The organism is Flavobacterium sp. GW821-FHT12A05 (genome assembly GCF_058807735.1).
Window position 1 is genome coordinate 49,365 of the sequence record NZ_JBXAQY010000007.1, and the last position, 16,887, is coordinate 66,251.

The 16,887-nt window shown below is 34.1% G+C and carries 17 protein-coding genes; 7 read left to right on the forward strand and 10 right to left on the reverse strand.

The window, feature by feature from the left end:
* Positions 1 to 150: 150 nt before the first annotated feature.
* From AC1RRQ_RS16690 to AC1RRQ_RS16700, 3 genes are all read right to left on the reverse strand, one after another.
* Positions 151 to 2,544 (reverse strand): ribonucleoside-diphosphate reductase subunit alpha, encoded by a 2,394-nt coding sequence (locus tag AC1RRQ_RS16690; RefSeq protein ID WP_493024164.1) that lies wholly within the window; start codon positions 2,542 to 2,544, stop codon positions 151 to 153.
* Between the two features lie 267 nt (positions 2,545 to 2,811).
* Positions 2,812 to 3,789, reverse strand: coding sequence for a ribonucleotide-diphosphate reductase subunit beta (locus tag AC1RRQ_RS16695; protein WP_493024165.1), 978 nt, complete (start codon positions 3,787 to 3,789; stop codon positions 2,812 to 2,814).
* A 337-nt stretch (positions 3,790 to 4,126) separates the two neighbouring features.
* A complete protein-coding gene (locus AC1RRQ_RS16700; protein WP_493024166.1) occupies positions 4,127 to 4,696 on the reverse strand; it encodes a DUF3109 family protein in 570 nt (189 codons plus the stop codon).
* Between the two features lie 305 nt (positions 4,697 to 5,001).
* Here AC1RRQ_RS16700 and AC1RRQ_RS16705 point away from each other — a divergent pair, with 305 nt between their 5' ends.
* The 3 genes from AC1RRQ_RS16705 to AC1RRQ_RS16715 all read left to right on the forward strand — a co-directional run bounded on the left by AC1RRQ_RS16705 (position 5,002) and on the right by AC1RRQ_RS16715 (position 6,495).
* Positions 5,002 to 5,580, forward strand: coding sequence for a MarC family protein (locus tag AC1RRQ_RS16705; protein ID WP_071635338.1), 579 nt, complete (start codon positions 5,002 to 5,004; stop codon positions 5,578 to 5,580).
* 105 nt (positions 5,581 to 5,685) lie between these two features.
* Complete coding sequence (locus AC1RRQ_RS16710) at positions 5,686 to 5,886, forward strand: hypothetical protein (RefSeq protein WP_493024167.1); 201 nt, start codon at positions 5,686 to 5,688, stop codon at positions 5,884 to 5,886.
* A 3-nt stretch (positions 5,887 to 5,889) separates the two neighbouring features.
* A complete protein-coding gene (locus tag AC1RRQ_RS16715; protein WP_493024168.1) occupies positions 5,890 to 6,495 on the forward strand; it encodes an FAD-dependent oxidoreductase in 606 nt (201 codons plus the stop codon).
* Between the two features lie 114 nt (positions 6,496 to 6,609).
* Here the strand turns inward: AC1RRQ_RS16715 and AC1RRQ_RS16720 are convergent, their stop codons facing one another.
* The 5 genes from AC1RRQ_RS16720 to AC1RRQ_RS16740 all read right to left on the reverse strand — a co-directional run bounded on the left by AC1RRQ_RS16720 (position 6,610) and on the right by AC1RRQ_RS16740 (position 10,001).
* Positions 6,610 to 6,927, reverse strand: a complete 318-nt coding sequence (locus AC1RRQ_RS16720) for a hypothetical protein (protein WP_493024169.1) — start codon at positions 6,925 to 6,927, stop codon at positions 6,610 to 6,612.
* An 82-nt stretch (positions 6,928 to 7,009) separates the two neighbouring features.
* A complete protein-coding gene (locus AC1RRQ_RS16725) occupies positions 7,010 to 7,375 on the reverse strand; it encodes a nuclear transport factor 2 family protein (protein WP_493024170.1) in 366 nt (121 codons plus the stop codon).
* An 18-nt stretch (positions 7,376 to 7,393) separates the two neighbouring features.
* Positions 7,394 to 8,971, reverse strand: coding sequence for a S41 family peptidase (locus AC1RRQ_RS16730; protein WP_493024171.1), 1,578 nt, complete (start codon positions 8,969 to 8,971; stop codon positions 7,394 to 7,396).
* Positions 8,971 to 9,402, reverse strand: coding sequence for a deoxycytidylate deaminase (locus AC1RRQ_RS16735; protein ID WP_493024172.1), 432 nt, complete (start codon positions 9,400 to 9,402; stop codon positions 8,971 to 8,973). The genes AC1RRQ_RS16730 and AC1RRQ_RS16735 overlap by 1 nt, the downstream gene beginning before the upstream one ends.
* A 5-nt stretch (positions 9,403 to 9,407) precedes the next feature.
* Positions 9,408 to 10,001, reverse strand: a complete 594-nt coding sequence (locus AC1RRQ_RS16740) for a HupE/UreJ family protein (protein WP_071635344.1) — start codon at positions 9,999 to 10,001, stop codon at positions 9,408 to 9,410.
* 169 nt (positions 10,002 to 10,170) lie between these two features.
* Between AC1RRQ_RS16740 and AC1RRQ_RS16745 the strand changes: the two genes are divergently transcribed.
* Positions 10,171 to 10,602, forward strand: a complete 432-nt coding sequence (locus tag AC1RRQ_RS16745) for a TerB family tellurite resistance protein (RefSeq protein WP_493024173.1) — start codon at positions 10,171 to 10,173, stop codon at positions 10,600 to 10,602.
* Between the two features lie 239 nt (positions 10,603 to 10,841).
* On the opposite strand, the gene fbp is transcribed toward AC1RRQ_RS16745, so the two are convergent.
* Positions 10,842 to 11,846, reverse strand: a complete 1,005-nt coding sequence (fbp, locus tag AC1RRQ_RS16750) for a class 1 fructose-bisphosphatase (RefSeq protein ID WP_493024174.1) — start codon at positions 11,844 to 11,846, stop codon at positions 10,842 to 10,844.
* A gap of 170 nt (positions 11,847 to 12,016) precedes the next feature.
* Here fbp and AC1RRQ_RS16755 point away from each other — a divergent pair, with 170 nt between their 5' ends.
* The 3 genes from AC1RRQ_RS16755 to AC1RRQ_RS16765 all read left to right on the forward strand — a co-directional run bounded on the left by AC1RRQ_RS16755 (position 12,017) and on the right by AC1RRQ_RS16765 (position 14,438).
* Positions 12,017 to 12,505, forward strand: a complete 489-nt coding sequence (locus AC1RRQ_RS16755; protein WP_493024175.1) for a GNAT family N-acetyltransferase — start codon at positions 12,017 to 12,019, stop codon at positions 12,503 to 12,505.
* 129 nt (positions 12,506 to 12,634) lie between these two features.
* Positions 12,635 to 13,894 carry an aspartate kinase gene (locus AC1RRQ_RS16760; RefSeq protein WP_493024176.1) on the forward strand — a complete coding sequence of 420 codons (1,260 nt, stop codon included), beginning with the start codon at positions 12,635 to 12,637 and terminating at the stop codon, positions 13,892 to 13,894.
* A 193-nt stretch (positions 13,895 to 14,087) separates the two neighbouring features.
* Positions 14,088 to 14,438 carry an SdpI family protein gene (locus tag AC1RRQ_RS16765; RefSeq protein WP_493024177.1) on the forward strand — a complete coding sequence of 117 codons (351 nt, stop codon included), beginning with the start codon at positions 14,088 to 14,090 and terminating at the stop codon, positions 14,436 to 14,438.
* 32 nt (positions 14,439 to 14,470) lie between these two features.
* Here AC1RRQ_RS16765 and AC1RRQ_RS16770 read toward each other — a convergent pair whose 3' ends face one another.
* Positions 14,471 to 16,870, reverse strand: coding sequence for a TonB-dependent receptor (locus AC1RRQ_RS16770; RefSeq protein ID WP_493024178.1), 2,400 nt, complete (start codon positions 16,868 to 16,870; stop codon positions 14,471 to 14,473).
* Positions 16,871 to 16,887: the final 17 nt, after the last annotated feature.

The following is a 16,887-nucleotide window of genomic DNA, read 5'->3' on the forward strand; positions in this document are numbered from 1 at the left end:
AAACTTTTTTGTTTTAAAAAAGCTTCTTTAAAACAAAAAATACAAGTAAAAAGCTACAAAATAAATATTCTTCATAAAAAAAGCAGCTATCATTACAATAACTGCTTTCATATAATTAAAATTCTAAAATCTTAAATCTAAACTCAAAAATTAACTTCCGCACATCTCACAATCTTCTGGATCTGCTGCTTGTGCTTTTAAAAGCATCGCTTTGTAATCCTCAACGCTGATTGCTTCAGTTTCTGCAACTAATGTTGGAGCTGTTTCTTCTTTTTTATCGTTGTTTAATGTGAATTTAATCGCATCTACAGCTGCTTTTGTTCTTAAGTAATACATTCCTGTTTTTAAACCTGACTGCCAAGCATAGAAGTGCATTGACGTTAGTTTAGAATAGTTGGCATCCTGCATGAACAAGTTTAACGATTGAGACTGGTCAATGAAATATCCTCTTTGACGAGACATATCGATAATATCTTTCATCGACATTTCCCAAACTGTTTTATATAAGTCTTTTAATTCTTGCGGAATAATGTCAATATTTTGAACAGATCCGTTATGACGCATGATTTCTTGTTTCAAATCTTCGTTCCATAAACCTAATTTTACTAAGTCTTCCAGTAAATGTTTGTTTACTACGATGAATTCTCCAGACAATACACGACGAGTGTAAATGTTTGATGTATATGGTTCGAAAGCTTCGTTGTTTCCAAGAATCTGAGAAGTTGATGCAGTTGGCATTGGCGCCACTAACAATGAGTTACGAACTCCGTGCTCTACCACTTCTTTTCTTAATGAAGCCCAGTCCCAACGGCCTGATAATTCTTCATCTTTCATTCCCCACATATTGTATTGGAATTCTCCTTGTGACATTGGAGAACCTTCAAATGTAGAATATGGTCCTTCTTCTTTTGCCATTTCCATAGAAGCGGTTACAGCAGCGAAGTATAATGTTTCGAAAATTTCTTGGTTTAATTTTTTAGCTTCATCACTTGTAAACGGCATACGCAGCATAATGAAAGCATCTGCCAAACCTTGCACTCCTAAACCTACCGGACGGTGACGCATGTTTGAGTTTTCCGCTTCTTGAACTGGGTAATAGTTTCTGTCGATTACTTTGTTCAGGTTACGAGTTACACGTTTTGTAACGTTGTAAAGCGCTTCGTGATCGAATTTTCCATTTTCAATAAACATTGGTAACGAAATAGAAGCCAAGTTACAAACTGCGATTTCATCTTTAGAAGTAAACTCCATAATCTCTGTACACAAGTTAGAAGAACGAATTGTTCCTAAGTTCTTGTGGTTCGATTTACGGTTTGCTGCATCTTTGTACAACATATATGGTGTTCCGGTTTCGATTTGAGATTCCAGGATTTTCTCCCATAACTCACGTGCACGGATTGTTTTTCTACCTTTTCCTCTAAATTCGTAATCTGTATATAATGCTTCGAATTCATCTCCGTAAACATCATATAATCCAGGACATTCGTTAGGACACATTAAAGTCCACGTTGTATCTTCCTGAACACGTTTCATGAATAAATCTGAAGTCCACATGGCGAAGAATAAATCTCTCGCACGCATTTCTTCTTTTCCTGTATTTTTCTTTAAATCCAAGAATTCGAAGATATCAGCATGCCATGTTTCGATGTAAATTGCAAAACTTCCTTTACGTTTTCCACCGCCTTGATCTACGTAACGAGCTGTATCGTTGAATACTCTCAACATCGGAACAATTCCGTTTGAAGTTCCGTTTGTACCACGAATGTAAGATCCTGTTGCACGAACGTTATGAATAGAAAGTCCAATTCCTCCCGCTGACTGCGAGATTTTTGCTGTTTGTTTTAATGTATCGTAAATACCGTCAATACTATCATCCTGCATTGCCAAAAGGAAACAAGAAGACATTTGCGGTTTTGGAGTTCCTGCATTAAACAACGTTGGCGTTGCATGCGTAAAGAACTTTTTAGACATTAAATCGTAAGTCTCAATTACCGATTTTAAATCGTCTAAGTGAATACCAACAGAAACACGCATTAACATGTGTTGCGGACGCTCTACGATTTTTCCGTTTATTTTTAACAAATAAGAACGCTCTAAGGTTTTAAAACCAAAGTAATCGTAATTAAAGTCTCTTGTATAAATGATATGAGAATCTAAAAAAGCTGCATTTTCCTGAATCACTTTAAATACGTCATCTGCAATTAATGGCGCATCTTGTCCATTTCTTGGATTTACGTAGTGATACATATCTTTCATCGTTTCTGAGAAAGATTTTTTAGTATTAGAGTGTAAGTTTGATATTGCCACACGTGCTGCCAATTGTGCATAATCCGGGTGTGCAATAGTCATAGATGCTGCAGTTTCTGCCGCCAGATTATCCAATTCAGAAGTCGAAACTCCATCATACAATCCTTCGATAACTCTCATCGCTACCTTTACCGGATCTACAAGCTCGTTTAAGCCGTAGCACAATTTTTTGATTCTTTCTGTAATCTTATCAAACATTACGGGCTCTCTGTGGCCATCTCTTTTTACTACATACATAAGCTTACCTTTTTAGTTATTGGAAAAAATGAAAGTAACTAGAAAACGAATTCCAGTACTTAAACATTGCGTGTTTTTAAATTATTTTTCGAGAATTACAGGATTCTCAATAGTTGTCCTTTCCCAGTTTGGAAATCAAACCGAAAAGCCGTTAAAATTGCCATTAAACCTCCGATTTGGGTGATAGAGATTTAACCTAATAAATTGTTCTGTAAATATTAATTCAGGCTTTAGATAAAATAGGCCGGAATTAATTTTGCTGTTGTTCTAAAAATCTGCGTCAAATGAAATTTTTTGAGCATCGCTGTCCGTGTTCATCACACCAGATTTTTGATACTCGGCAACACGTTTTTCAAAGAAATTAGTTTTTCCCTGAAGAGAAATCATGTCCATGAAATCGAATGGATTTGCTGATCCGTAAACACGTTCGCATCCTAATTCAACCAAAAGTCTGTCAGCAACGAACTCTAAATATTGTGTCATTAGAGCTGCGTTCATACCAATTAAACTTACCGGAAGAGATTCAGTTACAAACTGTCTTTCGATGTCCAAAGCATCAACAATAATTTCTTTAATTCTGTCTTTTGGTACTTTATTTACCAAATGGTGATTGTGCAAGTGAACTGCAAAATCACAATGTACGCCTTCGTCTCGAGAAATCAACTCATTAGAAAAGGTTAAACCTGGCATTAAACCACGTTTTTTCAACCAATAAATTGAACAGAAAGCACCGGAGAAAAAGATTCCTTCAACAGCAGCAAAAGCGATTAGTCTTTCGGCAAATGAATCAGATTCGATCCATTTTAAAGCCCATTCTGCTTTTTTAGCAATTGCAGGAAAAACTTCCAAAGCATTAAACAACTCTGCTTTTTCAGCTTCGTCTTTTACGTAAGTATCAATTAATAGCGAATAAGTTTCACTATGAATATTCTCCATCATAATTTGAAAACCGTAGAAAAACTTCGCCTCAGCATATTGAACTTCGTTTACAAAGTTCTCAGCAAGGTTCTCGTTTACGATTCCGTCAGAAGCAGCAAAAAATGCTAAAATGTGTTTAATGAAATATCTTTCGTCGTCATTAAGTTTATTGTTCCAATCTGTCAAGTCTTGGTGTAAATCAATTTCTTCAGCTGTCCAGAAACTAGCTTCCATTTTTTTATACCATTCCCAAATATCATGGTGTTTGATAGGAAAAATAACGAAACGATTTTTATTTTCTTGTAATATTGGTTCTACTTGCGACATGACGAATTCTGTTTAATTTTTATACCGAAATTTTACTTTTTCAGTAGACTACAAAGATTGTCATTTAACGCCAAAAATAAAAGTCAAACTTATTCACAATCTGGCGTAGTTTTTAACAACGCTAAAAATTTGAAACATTTTTCATACAATAATTAATTTACTGTAAATGAATAGCTTAAAACCAACAACTATACCTTAAAGCCCCGTAAAATATAGACTTTTTAATATAAAAAGCAAGAAATTTTTAATAGTTTTAAAAAAGTTTTTTTGAGTTAAAACTTTATTTTTTTGAGTCAAAATAGAATACCGCAAAAAGGTATTTATTACACTTCAAATTTTAAGAATTTTTAAGTTCCTCGGCTACCTTTTCGAGTTCCATATACCAATCCTGACCAAAACGACGAATCAGGGCTTCTTTTACAAATTTATATACTGGAACTTCTAATTCTTTTCCTAAAGAACAAGCATCGTCGCAAATATCCCATTTATCATAATTTACGGCTGCAAATTCCGTGAAGTCTTTTACACGAATTGGATACAAATGACATGAAACTGGTTTTTTCCAGTCTACAATTCCTTCGTTATACGCTTGCTCGATTCCGCAAAGAGCGGTTTTTCCATCAAAAATTACGTAGGCACAATCTTTATTATCGATAAGCGGTGTTTCAAGATCACCGTCGGTTCCGGTTACCCAGGTTCCTTGTGCTTCGATTGCAGCGATTCCTTCTTTTCTTAAAAAAGGTTTCACCTTTGGATAAATTTCTTCTAAGATTTTAGTTTCAGCCTCATTTAAAGGCGCGCCCGCATCTCCATCAACACAACAAGCCCCTTTACAAGCTGACAAGTTGCACACAAATTCTTTTTCCAGAATATCTTCTGAAATAATAGTTTTACCTAACTGAAACATGATAATAAAATACTCTAATTTATAAAGTGCAAAGATAGTCAAAGAAAGCAGATAAAACACTCTAAATATTTAACCGCAAAGCACGCAAGGAATTACGCAAAGAACACAAGCTTATTGCTTTTTTTCTTTGCGACCCTTTGCGTAAATCTTTGCGAATCTTTGCGGTTAAACTCTCAATTGTTACAAATATCACTTTTTTAACAAACAAAACGTGTTTTTATAACAAAAGTACATTGTATTGAAAAAACACCTAACTTTATTATCTACTTTTGCAGCAGTTTTTAAATCCTTAAAATCAAAGCAGTATGTTAGAAATAGACTTTAAAGAGATCGTTACAGTGAGTATGGTGCTTTTTGCAGTAATTGATATTGTAGGTTCAATTCCGATTATTGTAAATCTAAGAGCAAAAGTGGGTCATATCGAATCTGAAAAAGCTTCGATTGTTGCCGGAGCTATTATGATTCTTTTTCTTTTTGTTGGAGAAGGATTTCTAAACCTTATTGGTATCGATGTGCATTCATTTGCCGTTGCAGGTTCTTTTGTTTTGTTTTTCCTTGCTTTAGAAATGATTTTAGGAATTAGAATTTATCGCGACGAAGAACCGGGATCTGCTTCTATCGTTCCGCTGGCTTTTCCATTAATCGCCGGAGCCGGAACTATGACTACATTATTATCGCTTAGATCTCAATTTCATACTATTAATATTGTAATTGCAATTTTGCTTAATATTATATTGGTTTATATTGTTTTAAAGTCATCTAAAAAGATCGAAACTTTACTGGGAGAAAACGGACTTGGCGTAGTTCGCAAGACATTTGGAGTGATACTTTTAGCGATTGCTGTTAAATTATTCGCTGCTAATGTTAAAGGTTTGTTTGTCTAACATTTATTTTTATACTTTTACCCCCATTTAAATTTATAAATAGAACTTTAAGACATTTTTTTATTAAAGTTTTACTTTGATTTCGAGACAAACAAAACAACCAATATGAAAATCTTCACTTCAATCTTAGTGCTTCTGGCATTAGCTTTAATTGTTTTTAATATTACGCTATTAGACTTTTCAAATCCTTTTCAAGGGGATAGTATGGTAGCTTTTATTGGAATCGCAGCTTCGTTTTGCGCCGTATTGATTCTTTTGATTTTTAGAATTTCTAAAAGAATTGAAGAAAAAACAAACGGTCAATAATATATGTTTGACGTTTTAATTATCGGCGGAGGTGTATCGGGCATGTCTTGTGCCTTAGTTTTAGGATCTGCCAAAAATAAAGCTTTTGTTACCGATAAAAAGATCGGGATTTTTACTCATCAAAAGAATTCTTCTTTACAAGAAGCAATTTTCTACAATGCTTATGGCATTACGCCAGGAAAATTAGGCTCTGAATTACTGACGGAAAGTACGCAGGATTTAGCAGCAGCTTATCCGCATATTGAACAAATTGCAAACGAGAAAGTAATAAAAGTAGAAGGTTCTTTTCCTTCGTTTACTGTTATTACCAACAAAAACTCTTACCAGACAAAAAATATTGTTATAGGAATTGGTTCTGCCAATACTTTCGATATAGAAGGTTTAATGCAATACATAGAACCACACAAAAAAGCACTGCCGGAAAAACAACGCATTCAGCTTAAAAACGAAGATCATAAAGTTGCCGATGGCATTTATGTAATTGGAACTTTAGCCGGCTGGAGAAGTCAATTGGCTATTGCTGCCGGAAGCGGCGCCGCAGTTGCTACAGATATTCTGACTTTATGGAATAACGGTGTGCAGACTCACTCACACGACAGTATTCGATAATACTATATAAAATTATTAAACCATATAAGTTATATAAGTTCCTACAATTTATGCGTAAAGCATTAAATGAACTCATATAACTTATATGGTTATTTATTTTATTTTGTTCGAGTTTTATTTAACTGAAACAATCTGTGTTACCTTAATATGATTTTCGTCTTCGGATTTCCAGATTTCTCCTTTTACCGAAACTACATCTCCTATTTTCAATTGTTTGTAATTCTGCGGTCCGCCAAGATTTACAATGCTGATGGTTGCAAAATAAACTTCTTTGGTATCTGTATTTATTTTTGCTGTGTAACCGTCTTTTCCTCCTTCAATCGATTCTACTTTTCCTGAAACGGCATTGGCAGTATTATTTTTCATAGTAGTACAAGAGATTACAAAAGTCATTAGAACGACAAGGAAACTTATTCTTTTTAGATTTTTCATATTTTGATATTTTAACCGCAATCCCGATAGCTATCAGGAGTTAAGTTTAATTTATTATTAGTATTAAATTTCCTTTCAAAATTTATGCCAGCTGCGTACAGCTCCCGGCAATAACTTGTAAACTACCTTCAATTTGTTTCCAGACTCTAATATATTTTAAAACGCCGTTTATAGGATTTTGATCGTAAGTTCCTTTTAATGAAATTGTAACAGCCACAACTGCCGTATCTTCAATTACACTGATAATTTGATCTGTTGCTTCCAGCGAATCAACTTTCATTTTACCGGAACGATAGGAATTTAAATCGAATTCTTTCGTAATCGTTTGTCCATCGGGCAGATTAAAAAGCAGATCGTCGTGAAGCATTCGCTCTAAAACAGCTGTATCAGCATTTTTAATTGCGGTTAAAAGTTCGATTTCGGCAGTTACAATTAAATCTTTTTTCATCAAATATGGATTTTAAGATTATTTCTTCGGGTTCAAAATTGTTTTTATCATCGCGTCATCTTTTAAAATAACGTCATAATAATACATTTCGCCATAAAGCTGACGTGCAAATTCTGCAGTAATATATCTATTTACTAATGCTTTGGTTTTATCTAATTTAAGATCTAAACCAGTCATTAAAATATAGTTTTTAAACTTTTTAAAATAAGCATCTGAAGTTTTCATTTGATTTAAAAATTCAGCAAACTTAAGTCCCGCAAAAGCATCTCGGTTTTTATCTAATTCTTCAAAAACAAAATGACCAACGATTCCGGTTTGAAGCAAATAGGCCACGTTTTCATTTCCGTGCTCTGCTTCCATCGGAACAAAAATATCGGGAACAATCCCACCGCCGCCATAAACGATTTTACCTTTTGGCGTTTTAAACTTCAAAGAATCGGCTACTTTTATACTGTCTTTGGCATACAATTCTCCCGTTGTAATTCTGGATTCAGATTCTTTAAAGTACTCTTCATTTCCTTTTTTATACGGTTTTTGAATTGATCTTCCGGTTGGCGTATAATATCTCGCAACGGTAAGACGTACCGCAGATCCGTCGTTGAAATCCATTTCGCGCTGTACTAAACCTTTCCCGAAAGAGCGGCGTCCTACAATCGTGCCACGATCGCTGTCCTGAATGGCTCCAGCTAGAATTTCACTGGCCGATGCACTGTTTTCGTTAATTAAAACGTACACTTTTCCAGTTTCAAAACTTCCGGCTTTTGTGGCAAATGTTTTTTCGGTTGTTCCGTTTTTATTTTTGGTAAAAACAATCAGCTGTTTGTCTTTTAAGAATTCATCGGCAATTGCAATCGCTTCTTCCATATAACCGCCTCCATTGTCACGAAGATCTATTACAAGCGATTGGATGCCGCTTTGTTTTAATCTCGTTAAACCTGTTTTGAATTCATTAAAAGTAGTTTCGGCAAAACGATTGATTTTGATGTATCCAACATTATTTCCAATCAATAAAGAGGCATCAACACTTTTTATAGGGATAATATCTCTTTTTACTTTAAACTTCAATTTCTTTTGTTCCGATTTTCTAAAAACGGTCAATTCGATTTCAGAGCCTTTAATTCCTTTTAATTTCGAGAACAAACTGTCAGATGGAAGTCTTCTGCCATACAATTTCGTTTTTCCTGCATATAAAATTCTGTCTCCGGATTTTAATCCCGCTTTCGCAGAAGGTCCGTTTTCGACTGGTTTTATAATTGCAACAGAATCTTTGTACATATAAAAATTAATTCCAATTCCCACGAAATCCCCTTTCATGCTTTCGGCAACTTCGGCTTGTTCGCTTGACGGAATATAAACAGAATGCGGATCTAATTTTGAGAGTATATTATCGACTGTAAGGTTTACAATCGAATCTGTATTGACGCTGTCAACGTATTCGGTATTGATAAAATCAATTAATTTATTCAGCTTGGTTTTGGAGTAATTTTTAGCCAAAAGCTGATCATCTGCAGGACCGTTTGTTAAACTTCCTATCACCGTACCAAGAGCAAAAGTCGCCCCGATAACAATTGGCAGATATTTGGGATTAAATTTCATTATTCTTCTAAAACAGGAATATGTTCGACTTCGACACCCGCTTTTATTAAAAATTGAATTCCGGAATCATCACGATATCCGTCCTGATACACCACTCTTTTTATTCCGGATTGATGTATTAATTTACTGCATTCTTTGCAGGGCGAAAGTGTAATATACAATGTCGCTCCTTCGCAGGACTGTGTTGATCTGGCTACTTTCAGGATTGCATTTGCCTCGGCGTGCAAAACATCCCAGCGTGTTAATCCTTCTTCGTCTTCACAGCAGTTTTCAAATCCGGATGGTGTTCCGTTGTAACCGTCAGAAATAATCATTCTGTCTTTTACTATGATTGCGCCAACCTTCTTGCGCTTGCAATACGATAAAAGACTCCATTCTTTTGCGATTCGCAAATAAGCTTTATCGTATTTATTTAATTTTTTTACTTCCATTTATTTTATCTGTTCCAAATTGGACTTTCAATAATCATCGGAATTACAACTCCAATAATAAAAGCTGACATTACCAGTGCCCAATCGCGTTTTGAAAAACGAAATACTGTTTGTACAATATATGAGATTACCAAAACTACAAAAACAACCACCAATTGTGCCGCTTCAATTCCTAAAGCGAATTCTCCTAAAGGCAATAATTTTGAACTTGGCGAACCTCCTAAAATGGTTTTAAAATAGTTCGAAAATCCAAGTCCGTGTATGATTCCAAAGAACAAAGTCACAAAAAATATTAAATTTATTCCATCATTTTTAGTTGCTTTTCCTGCCGTAAAAAGATGAAACAAAGCCGTGATCAAGATCGTAATTGGAATTAAAAATTCGACAATGTTTACTTTTATAGCAATTATTCCGAAAACAGAAAGTATTAACGCCAAGGTATGACCGATTGTAAAAACCGAAACCAAAAGCAAAATACGTTTCCAATCTTTAAAAGAATATGGAACAGTTAATGCAATTAAAAAAAGAACGTGATCGTAAGCGTTAATATCTAAAACATGCTTTAATCCTATTTGAAAATAAATCCAAAATTGTGACATACGGGTAATACTATTAAATGATTAGGGGTTGTAAACTTACGATTTATTTTGAAGAATAAGTGATGTCATTTCTTAAAACAACAAGTAAAAATAAGTTAAATTTATGAGAATTTTAAAATTGTTAAATTAAAATAAGATTTATCTTTGTTCAACAAAAACACTTTTAATTATGCCATTTTCAGAATTATTTGATAACGAATTCAAACAAAGAAACAGAGGTCATTTCTCTGCAATTGTGCGTGTAGCATTTGCTGACGGTAAAATAAGCACAGAGGAACAGGAATTTTTAGATAAAATTGCTTCAACATTACAAATATCAGAAGAAGAATACAAAGAAATCCTTGCAGATCCGTGGAAACACCCAATAAACCCTCCTTATTTATATACACAACGTTTAGAGCGTTTATATGATTTAGCAAGAATGGTTCACGTAGATCACCATTTAGGAGATCAGCAGGAAGTTATGTTAGCCCGTATGGGATTAGCTCTTGGATTTACTCCAGGAAACGTAAATTATATTGTAGCAAAAGCCTTGTCTCTAGTCGATAAAAAAGTAGATTTAGATACTTTCCTTTTCGAAATGGAGAATATGAACAAATAGTGTTCAGTATTCAGTGTTCAGTTTTTAGTATTCAGTCGCAGTTTACAGTACTATACGAAGATTGAAATTTAATTGAAACCAAAAAATAAACCCGACAGGTTTTAAAAACCTGTCGGGTTTGCTATTTATAATTCAGACTGAATACCGCGACTAAAAACTGACCACTGTAAACTGACCACTGTAAACTGAGACTGAAAACTGAGACTGAAAACTGAGACTGAAAACTGAATACTGAATAGTTACTCAGCCGCCATAAACTCCTCTGCTTTTTCTACCATATTATAGCTTCCGCAGAAAAACGGAACCCTTTGGTGCAGTTCTGTAGGCTGGATTTCCATAATTCTTCCAAAACCATCTGTTGCTTTTCCTCCGGCTTGTTCTGCAATAAAAGCCATTGGATTACATTCGTATAATAAACGTAATTTTCCTTTTGGTGCTTTTGAACTTGTTGGATATAAATAAATCCCGCCTTTTATCATATTTCGATGAAAATCAGCTACCAGACTTCCTATATATCTAGAAGTATAAGGTCTGTCTTCTTCTTCACGCTGACAATATTTAATGTAGTTTTTTACTCCCTGCGGAAAATGAACATAATTTCCTTCATTAACCGAATAAATATTTCCGTTTTCCGGAAATTTCATGTTTGGATGTGAAAGGTAAAATGTACCAATTGCTGGGTTTAGCGTAAAACCATTTACACCATGACCGGTTGTATAAACTAACATGGTCGAAGTTCCATAAATTACATAGCCTGCTGCAACTTGATTGATTCCCGGTTGTAAAAAATCCTCGCTTGTTACCGGAGTTCCTATTGGCGTAATTCTTCTAAAAACAGAAAAAATTGTTCCCACAGAAACATTTACATCAATGTTTGAAGATCCGTCAAGCGGATCCATTAAGATCACGTACTTATTATTATGACTGTTGTCGCTCCCCTGAACAGTTATAAAATCGTCGTTTTCTTCAGAAGCAATACCACAGACAATCTCACGGTTTATTAACGTCTGGATAAATACTTCGTTTGCATAGACATCTAATTTTTGCTGGTCTTCTCCCTGAATATTCTGCTCGCCTGCGGCGCCAATAATATCCACTAGTCCGGCTTGGTTAACTTTATAGTTTACGACTTTTGCCGCCAAACGTATAGAGTTGATAATTCGGGAAAGTTCTCCCGACGAATACTGAAATGCTTTTTGGTTCTCAATAATAAACTCTCCCAGTGTTTTATTGCGTTCTTCCATTGCTATATCGTTATAGTTTTAATTTTAAGTCACAAATATCGCTTATTTTGTGAGAATGATTTAAAAATTATTTTGTTAGTTTGCTACTATTGTATATTTGCTAATTAATAGCAAAAAGTACCTTGTAAATAAATGCTTTTTTAGCTAATAAGTGATTAATAATAGGAATTATGAATATTAGAAAAGGAAATCCTGAAGACATGAAATCGGTTTTGGGATTAATACAGGAGCTGGCAATATTCGAAAAAGAACCAGATGCAGTTGTCATTACTGAAGAAGATTTAGTGCGCGACGGATTTGGAGAAAAACCTCTTTTTCAGGTTTTTGTAGCAGAGATTGATTCAAATGAAAACGAAAAGGAAATAGTAGGAATTGCATTGTACTATTACCGTTATTCTACCTGGAAGGGAAAAACAATACATCTTGAGGATCTAATTGTAAAAGAAAAAATGCGAGGAACGGGATTAGGATCTGCTCTTTATGCCGAAATTATGAAACAAGGAAAAAGAGATAATGTACGAAGAGTAGAATGGAATGTGCTTGCCTGGAATACCCCAGCCGTAAAATTCTATGAAAATTCAGGAGCTAAGATTCTTGAAGAATGGCAGGTTGTGCAAATGGATGAAGAAGGAGTTAATTCGTTTCTGGACAAACTGTAAAAATATATTTGCCACGAATTCCACAAATTTACACTAATTAAATTCGTGCTAATTCGTGAAATTGGCGGCAAAAAAAAGTATACTAGATTTCTTAATCTGAAATCTAAAATTAAAAATCTAAAATTAATAATGAGAGTATTTAAATTTGGTGGTGCATCAGTAAAAGATGCTGAAGGAATTAAAAACGTATACGACGTTTTACAAAAAGTGGGTTATGAAGATGTGATTTTGGTCGTTTCGGCAATGGGAAAAACCACAAATGCTCTTGAAGTTGTAATCAAGAATTATTTTGATAAATCGGCAGAGCTAAATGCCTCTTTGCAGGAAATAAAAAATTATCACAATCAAATCGTTGTAGATTTATTTAAAGACGAAAACCATGCTGTTTTTGCAGCTGTAAAAGCGCAATTCTCGGAATTAGAATATTTCCTGGCGCATAATAAATCTCCTAATTACAATTTTGTTTACGATCAGATTGTAAGTTTTGGAGAATTAATTTCGACTACTATTTTAAGTCATTTCATGAATTTCATGGGAATTCAGACGCAATGGCTGGATGTTCGCAATTTCATTAAAACCAACGCTAATTACAGAGATGCCGAAGTAGACTGGGAAATTACAGAACAAAACATCAGCAAAAATGTTCCAAGAAAAATCCTAAATATTACGCAAGGTTTCCTTGGTGCCGATGAGAATAATTTCACTACAACTTTAGGCCGTGAAGGTTCTGATTATACTGCCGGAATTTTTGCTTACTGCTTAAATGCCGAAAGTGTAACGATCTGGAAAGATGTTCCGGGAGTTATGAATGCTGACCCGCGTTATTTTGAAAACGCCAGTTTGTTAAACCAGATTTCGTATCGTGAAGCAATTGAGTTAGCTTTTTACGGTGCGACGGTAATTCACCCAAAAACACTACAGCCATTACAGAAAAAAGAAATTCCGTTATACGTAAAATCGTTTATTAACCCTTTACTAAAAGGAACTTGTGTTTCTAAAGGCGTTGATTTGGAACCGCAATATCCATGTTTTATCGTAAAAAGAGAACAGCTTTTAATTTCACTTTCTTCAATTGATTTCTCTTTCATTATGGAAGAAAACATCAGTGAGATTTTTGGTTTATTCCATGAATTTAAAATCAAAGTAAACTTAATTCAGAACTCTGCGATTAGTTTCTCTGTTTGCGTTGAAGATAAATTTGGAAATTTCAATGATTTGAATGCTATTCTTTCGAAAAAATTCAAAGTAGATTACAGTCAGAATGTAACCTTATATACGATTCGTCACTTTACGGAACAAGCCGCACAAACTGTTGAAGAAAACAAAGAAGTTTTATTGAAACAAGTGAGCCGCGAAACCATGCAGATTGTGACTAAAGAACTAAATTAATATCGCTTTATAAAAGGTAATTATTTCAATTCAAATATATTTTAGAAAGGCTTCACTTTATTGGTGAAGCCTTTTTAAGTTTCTGCCTATATTTAAATATTTGATAAATTTTCTATAGACAGTTAAGACTTGTAAGTTTTCTCCGTTTTATATAAATTTGAAAATAAAGTTTTCAAAAAGATTAAATATTAATATGGAAATAACAGCTCTTTTATTTAAAAATCCAATAGTAATTATCACATTACTCGTAATATTGACAACAAAACTGTTTCCGCCAAAAAATATAAATTCTTTATATGGTTACAGGACAGCTAATTCAATGAAGAATAAAGTTAATTGGGATTTCGCACAAAAATACAGCACTAACCTTTTCCTTCTATTATTGACATTTTTGTTATTTGTTCAAGTTATAGCATACACCATTTACGGCAGTACAACATTTACTGAATGCTCAATATTTGCTGGTTTGGTGTTATGTATTGCAATTGTTTTATATCAAACAGAAAGAAAGCTCAAACACAATCAATTTAAACATGACGAGTAACATCATTGCATTTAGAATACAAATAAAACAACCTATCTCGCCCTATTATTCTCACTCTGTTCAATTTCAGATTTTTTGTAAGTTGTCTTTTTTGAGTTGCCAAAACTATAGGTTGCAATCAGCTTAAAATAATTTGTAGTGTAGGTTCTATGATAATAAATTTGAGTCTGCCCTACTTCATAATTTCCCGAAACCATAAACTTATGAAAGATATCATTTGCTGTAAAATTGAGCTTTAAGGCATCTTTAAAAAAGTTTCTTTCGATGCCCAGCGTTACGGTTGAACGCGCATTTTCGCTTCGCAATCCGTAACTTTTATCGCCCAGATACCAGGTTAGTAATTGAATTTTAAAAAGATCCGGAATCGTAAAAGTATTATTAGAATACAAATAAATTTGAGGTTTTACCGGACCTAAAGCATATTCATAAAAATTATCGACTGATTTACTTAAGTTCATACTCACGGTATTGGTAGAATTCCACCATTTAACATTGAAAGATCTAGAAAGCGACGTAAAAAAAGTATGTTCTTTTTCGATGTTCAGTGATCTTAAAATATAGCTGTTTGGAGTATCTCCCCTTAAAGCGGCACCAGAAATGGGATCAATTTTATACGTATAACCAATTTTAAAATCAAACTTTTTATACATTGCTCCAATTTCAAAAGCGTGTGTTTTTTCAGGAAGTAAATTCGGATTTCCTTCAATTGTCGTAAACGGATCCTGATAAATAACATACGGATTTAAAGCTTGATATCGGGGTCTGGTAATTCTGGAAACATATGAAAAATGCGCTTTCCAGTCTTCGGAAATATCCATATTCAAAAGTAGATTTGGAAATAAGTTGGTATAATTTTTATCGAATTTCTGAATTCCGTTTACATTTGTATATAAATCATAGCTTGTTTTTTCAGCTCTTGCTCCAACTGAAAAATTAACTTTTTCATTCAGCGAAGTTCCATAACTAAAATAAGCCGCCGCAATTTTTTCGTTGTATGTAAAATCACTCGAAAGTTCTTCATTCAATTCAAAATTCATCACATTAGCATCGGCAGTAAAAAAATCCGTTCCTGATTTTATAGTCACATAACTGAACTTGGCTCCCATTTCCAGTTTTGTATTTTCGCTGATTTTCTTCGAGTAATCGGCTTGTGCAGCGGCGATATTTATGGTGTTTCCAACATTATTTTTCAAATATTTTTTGGCCTCTCCGGTTTCAATAAAACTATTTTCTTCAATAAAATCCCGAATTGTTTCGTTGTAATTAGAATATTGAGTTCCTATAAATAAAGACGATCCTTTGGCATCTGTTATGACATTGTAATTCAAATTAATAAACTGATTGAGCAGAACATCATTTTTAGCAATATCTGTAGCATAAAAACTACTCCCGGAATTATTTGTAATCGAATTTCTGCTTTTTACTGCGCCGCCTAAATCTTCAATATTGCCACTATAGGCCAATGAAATATAGCTTTTTTCAGAAAAAGTATATTGAAGTCCAAATCCAAAATTCGAGTAATTATTAAATTGTCTCTGCCAATCGGTTGTTAATACAGACTGCATATATTCGTCAGGATTTAGGCGTGTTCTTGTGGTGTACAATAATTCCCGCCCTTTGCCTAACTGGAGTCCGTAATTGGTAATAAAAGAGAATTTTCCTTTGCTATAATTAAAATCAAAAAACGTGTTGGTGCTTGTTCCTGCAAATTTTGAAACAGTCACATGCTGACTTGCCGATCCCAGAATTCCGTTTTCTATATTTTGTTTGGTAATAATATTGACAACCGCTTTTCCTTCGGCATCATATTTTGAAGAAGGGTTTGAAATTACTTCGATTTTGGCAATCTGCGAAACCGGAATTGCAGCAAAACGTTCGTAATTAATCAAAATTCCGTTGAGATAAATAATCGCTTCGCCTTTACCCAAAACGCTTATCTGCCCTTCTGAAACCACCACATTCGGAACCCGGCCCAACAATTCATTTACAGAACTGCTCGTTGCCAGAACTGTTCCTGTTACGTTAACATCGATCGTTCCATTAGCACCATATTTAAGTAATGACGGCTGGCTTTTTACTACTACTTCATTTAACTGATTGTTATTTTCTGAAACTATAATCGTTCCTAAATCGATGTTTGATGCATCTGAATAATTAACACGCACAAATCGATCTGTAAATTCTGCTGAAGTCAATTTTAGAATTACTTCTTTTTGATTAATATCAGATAATTGAAAAACGCCGTCTAAAAAATCCTGCTGTTTTATTACTAAAGAATCCCGAACAGACAGAACACTTGCCGTTCCCATCATCAATTCGCTATTTCTATTGACAACTTTTCCGGAAATTTTTAGAATCGTCTGCGCGTTCGAGACGAAAGAATTTAAAATAAAACAATACAGGTAAACGAGACCCAGAATTAAAAACCTCATAAAATTTAATGATTAAG

Excerpts from the sequence above, each read along its gene's own strand:
- AC1RRQ_RS16710 (WP_493024167.1), top strand. The coding sequence starts at position 5,686 with ATGAAAATCTTCACTTCAATCTTAGTGCTTCTGGCATTAGCTTTAATT.
- AC1RRQ_RS16745 (WP_493024173.1), top strand. The coding sequence starts at position 10,171 with ATGCCATTTTCAGAATTATTTGATAACGAATTCAAACAAAGAAACAGA.
- AC1RRQ_RS16765 (WP_493024177.1), top strand. The coding sequence starts at position 14,088 with ATGGAAATAACAGCTCTTTTATTTAAAAATCCAATAGTAATTATCACA.
- AC1RRQ_RS16735 (WP_493024172.1), bottom strand. The coding sequence starts at position 9,402 with ATGGAAGTAAAAAAATTAAATAAATACGATAAAGCTTATTTGCGAATC.
- AC1RRQ_RS16700 (WP_493024166.1), bottom strand. The coding sequence starts at position 4,696 with ATGTTTCAGTTAGGTAAAACTATTATTTCAGAAGATATTCTGGAAAAA.
- AC1RRQ_RS16770 (WP_493024178.1), bottom strand. The coding sequence starts at position 16,870 with ATGAGGTTTTTAATTCTGGGTCTCGTTTACCTGTATTGTTTTATTTTA.
- AC1RRQ_RS16725 (WP_493024170.1), bottom strand. The coding sequence starts at position 7,375 with ATGAAAAAAGATTTAATTGTAACTGCCGAAATCGAACTTTTAACCGCA.
- AC1RRQ_RS16690 (WP_493024164.1), bottom strand. The coding sequence starts at position 2,544 with ATGTATGTAGTAAAAAGAGATGGCCACAGAGAGCCCGTAATGTTTGAT.
- AC1RRQ_RS16730 (WP_493024171.1), bottom strand. The coding sequence starts at position 8,971 with ATGAAATTTAATCCCAAATATCTGCCAATTGTTATCGGGGCGACTTTT.
- AC1RRQ_RS16705 (WP_071635338.1), top strand. The coding sequence starts at position 5,002 with ATGTTAGAAATAGACTTTAAAGAGATCGTTACAGTGAGTATGGTGCTT.
- AC1RRQ_RS16695 (WP_493024165.1), bottom strand. The coding sequence starts at position 3,789 with ATGTCGCAAGTAGAACCAATATTACAAGAAAATAAAAATCGTTTCGTT.
- AC1RRQ_RS16720 (WP_493024169.1), bottom strand. The coding sequence starts at position 6,927 with ATGAAAAATCTAAAAAGAATAAGTTTCCTTGTCGTTCTAATGACTTTT.
- AC1RRQ_RS16755 (WP_493024175.1), top strand. The coding sequence starts at position 12,017 with ATGAATATTAGAAAAGGAAATCCTGAAGACATGAAATCGGTTTTGGGA.
- AC1RRQ_RS16740 (WP_071635344.1), bottom strand. The coding sequence starts at position 10,001 with ATGTCACAATTTTGGATTTATTTTCAAATAGGATTAAAGCATGTTTTA.
- fbp (WP_493024174.1), bottom strand. The coding sequence starts at position 11,846 with ATGGAAGAACGCAATAAAACACTGGGAGAGTTTATTATTGAGAACCAA.
- AC1RRQ_RS16760 (WP_493024176.1), top strand. The coding sequence starts at position 12,635 with ATGAGAGTATTTAAATTTGGTGGTGCATCAGTAAAAGATGCTGAAGGA.
- AC1RRQ_RS16715 (WP_493024168.1), top strand. The coding sequence starts at position 5,890 with ATGTTTGACGTTTTAATTATCGGCGGAGGTGTATCGGGCATGTCTTGT.